Origin of the sequence: Herminiimonas sp. (genome assembly GCF_030645555.1) — a bacterium.
GTDB lineage: Bacteria > Pseudomonadota > Gammaproteobacteria > Burkholderiales > Burkholderiaceae_D > Oxalicibacterium.
The window spans coordinates 1-3833 of record NZ_JAUSME010000031.1 but is presented as its reverse complement, the minus strand read 5'-3'; the positions used below and the strand labels follow the sequence as shown (position 1 = coordinate 3833).

The 3833-nt window shown below is 54.9% G+C and carries 1 protein-coding gene and 2 pseudogenes; all 3 read left to right on the top strand.

Annotated elements, in window-relative coordinates:
- Positions 1-289: pseudogene (locus Q7T06_RS01370) on the top strand (DNA polymerase III subunit beta); the annotation flags it as partial.
- A 394-nt stretch (positions 290-683) separates the two neighbouring features.
- A complete protein-coding gene (gyrB, locus tag Q7T06_RS01365; RefSeq protein WP_304778895.1) occupies positions 684-3191 on the top strand; it encodes a DNA topoisomerase (ATP-hydrolyzing) subunit B in 2508 nt (835 codons plus the stop codon).
- Positions 3192-3304: 113 nt separating this feature from the next.
- A pseudogene (locus tag Q7T06_RS01360) lies at positions 3305-3833 on the top strand (type I restriction enzyme HsdR N-terminal domain-containing protein); the annotation flags it as partial.

Here is a 3833-nt window from a genome sequence, read left to right as displayed (position 1 = left end):
GATCATGACATCCGACAAGTTCAAGGGTGTGCGTTGCATCATGAGCCCGGGCAGCATGAAGATCAGCTCGACCAATGCCGACCAGGAAGAAGCGGTCGAAGAAATCGAAATCGATTACGGCGGAGATAGCGTTGATATCGGCTTCAACGTCACCTATCTGCTCGATGTATTGAACAACCTCAAAGGCGAGAGCATCAACATCGCTTTGGGCGACGCCAATTCATCCGCGCTGATCACGGTGCCGGAGAATCCGGACTTCAAATACGTCGTCATGCCGATGCGTATTTGATCTGCAGCAACACAGCAGAAACAGGGGCAAAACGCTTTAAAATCAGTGTTTTGCCCCCATATACTTGATAGTGTTAAAGAGATAAAAGAAGCCGGGTAAAGCAGCAAGCCCACTTCCCTGTTATTCCCGCGCAGGCGGGAATCCAGAACCGCCGGCAGCAAGACAGATCGGGCCGGAAGTTTCAAAAGCAGTCGATGCAATGAACAGCATGAAGTTCGTGCATCAGTTTCAAGCAGTTTTATTAGCAGCAGTTATTTCGCAACATGAGTAAGAGGCCAAGCCCGCGCATTGATATGTGCAAGCCAGTTTGTTCTCCGCCGCCAAAAGCCGGAACAGCAAAGTCCAACCCCCTCGTTTTGCGCAATAACCAAGTAACCGTTTTTTAAAGGTAGCCATGTCCGCGATCCCTAACGACAACACCCCGCAATCGCCATCCGCGCTTTCCGCAGCATACGGCGCATCATCCATCCAGATCCTTGAAGGTCTGGAAGCGGTGCGCAAGCGCCCGGGCATGTACATAGGCGATACCTCGGACGGCACCGGTTTGCATCACTGTGTGTTTGAAGTGCTGGATAACTCCATCGATGAATCGCTGGCCGGTCACTGCACCGAGATCAACGTCACCATCCACTCGGACAATTCGATCTCGGTTACCGATAACGGCCGCGGCATTCCTACCGGCATCAAGTGGGACGACAAGCACGATCCAAAACGCAGCGCGGCAGAGATCGTCATGACCGAGCTGCACGCAGGCGGCAAGTTCGATCAAAACTCGTACAAGGTTTCCGGCGGCTTGCATGGCGTGGGCGTGTCCTGCGTCAACGGCTTGTCCAAACTGCTCAAGCTCACCATCCGTCGCGACGGCAAAAAGCACTACATGGAATTTGTCCGTGGCGTGCCGCAAAACCGCGAGATCGAAACCATAGACGGCATGATTGTCTCGCCGATCAAGGTCATAGGCGACACCGACAAGCGCGGCACCGAAGTGCACTTCTGGGCCGATGAAGAAATCTTCAACAATGTCGAGTTTCATTACGACATCCTGGCCAAGCGCATACGCGAACTGTCCTTCCTCAACAACGGCGTGCGCATCAAGCTGAGCGACCAGCGCACAGGCAAGGAAGAAATTTTCGCATTCGAAGGCGGCACGCGCGGCTTTGTTGAATACATCAACAAGTCCAAGAGCGTCTTGCACCCGACGATATTCCAGGCCACCGGCGAACGCATGTCGGACCAGAACACCAACATCACCGTCGACGTCTCCATGCAATGGAACGACGCCTACAATGAACAGGTGCTCTGCTTCACCAACAACATTCCGCAACGCGACGGCGGCACCCACCTGACCGGCCTGCGCGCCGCGATGACGCGCGTCATCAACAAGTACATAGAAGAACACGAGTTCGCCAAGAAAGCCAAAGTAGAAGTCACTGGCGACGACATGCGCGAAGGCCTGACCTGCGTATTGTCAGTCAAAGTGCCTGAGCCGAAGTTCAGCTCGCAGACCAAAGACAAGCTGGTGTCGTCCGAAGTGCGCGGCCCGGTCGAAGAGATCGTCGCCAAGACGCTAGCCGACTACCTGCAGGAGCGTCCTAACGACGCCAAGATCATCTGCGGCAAGATCGTAGAAGCTGCACGCGCACGCGAAGCAGCCCGCAAGGCGCGCGACCTGACCCGCCGCAAAGGCATCATGGACGGCCTCGGCCTGTCCGCCAAGCTGGCCGATTGCCAGGAAAAAGATCCCGCCCTGTGCGAACTGTACGTAGTCGAAGGTGACTCCGCCGGCGGCTCCGCCAAGCAGGGTCGTGACCGCAAGTTCCAGGCGATTCTGCCTTTGCGCGGTAAAGTCCTCAACGTCGAAAAAGCCCGCTTTGAAAAAATGCTCGCCAGCGAACAGATCACCACCCTGATCGCCACGCTAGGCACCAGCATAGGCGCGGACGAATTCAATATCGACAAGCTGCGCTATCACCGCATCATCATCATGACCGATGCCGACGTCGACGGCGCCCACATCCGCACTCTGCTGCTCACGCTGCTGTATCGCCAGATGCCGCAACTGGTAGAGCGCGGCCACGTCTACATCGCGCAACCGCCGCTGTACAAGGTCAAGCATGGCAAGGACGAGCGCTACCTCAAGGATGACGTCGAAGAAGCCATCTACATGATGCAGATCGCATTGAACGATGCAGTCCTGATCCCGGCAGAAGGCGCAGCGCCTATCAGCGGCGACGCATTGTCCGAGCTGGTCCGTCAATACAACACCTCCAACGCCATCATCAACCGCCTGACGCGTGCAGTCGATGGCGCAGCACTCACCGCCATCATGACCGGCGTGACGCTGGACCTGAGCTCGACCGAAGCGACACAAGCATCGGCCCAGCGGCTGCAAGCCGGCATCAACGAGCCATCGGTACAAGTCCACGTCAAATACGACGAGGCGGCAGAGAAGCACTCGCTGCGCATCCATCGCATGTATCACGGCAACGTCAAGGTCAGCGCGATCGATGCGGACTTCGTCAGCAGTGCCGACTACACCGTACTCGCCAACGCCGCAGCAACCTTCAAGGGCTTGATCGGCCCAGGCGCAATGGTGCAGCGTGGCGCAGGCGAAAAAGCCAAATCCATAGGCATCAACGACTTCCACCAGGCGATGAACTGGTTGCGCAGCGAAGCAGAGCGCAACGTCGGCAAGCAACGCTACAAAGGTCTGGGCGAGATGAACCCATCGCAACTGTGGGAAACCACGATGGACCCAACCGTGCGCCGCCTGTTAAAAGTGCAGATCGAAGACGCGATCGCAGCCGATCAGATCTTCACGACATTGATGGGCGACGACGTGGAACCACGTCGTGCGTTTATTGAATTGAATGCGCTGTCTGCTGGGAATATTGATATATAGTCCCACTCGGGGCGTTCGATTGTTTTTCCTTTAAAAAAGAGCTAACCAATTGGTTAGCTTTTTCTTTGTTCAAATAGATAAAAAAACAGTTGCTACGTTGATCAGGGGTGGGGATGAATTCAAAAGAAAAAAAAGAACTTAGCGAAGCCGACATCAAGGCCAAGTTTATTACTCCCGCCCTCGTCAAAGCAGGCTGGGATGAGATGACGCAAGTTCGTCGCGAGGTTACCCTGACGCCTGGTCCAGTTATCGTCCGCGGCAATCTTTCCTCACGCAACAAGAAGAAAAAGAAATTTGCCGACTATGTACTGCAAAAAGAAAAAGGCGTGCCGATTGCCGTTGTAGAAGCTAAAGACAACAACTGCACCATAAGTCATGGCTTGCAACAGGCCTTGGGTTATGCCGATATCTTAGAAGTCCCTTGCGCGTTCAGTTCTAACGGCGACGGTTTCGCTGGTCATAACAAAACCGCCGTCGCAGGCGAAGACATTGAAATTGAATTTGCTCTGGATAAATTCCCGAGCGTTGACACGTTATGGCAGCGCTATAAGCACTTCCGTGGAATTGCGGATGCCGACGAAGAGCTAGTCACCGAACCTTATTACGACGACGGTAGCGGCAAGGAGCCCCGCTACTATCAAG

Coding starts and splice junctions, on each gene's coding strand:
- gyrB (WP_304778895.1), top strand. CDS start 684: ATGTCCGCGATCCCTAACGACAACACCCCGCAATCGCCATCCGCGCTT.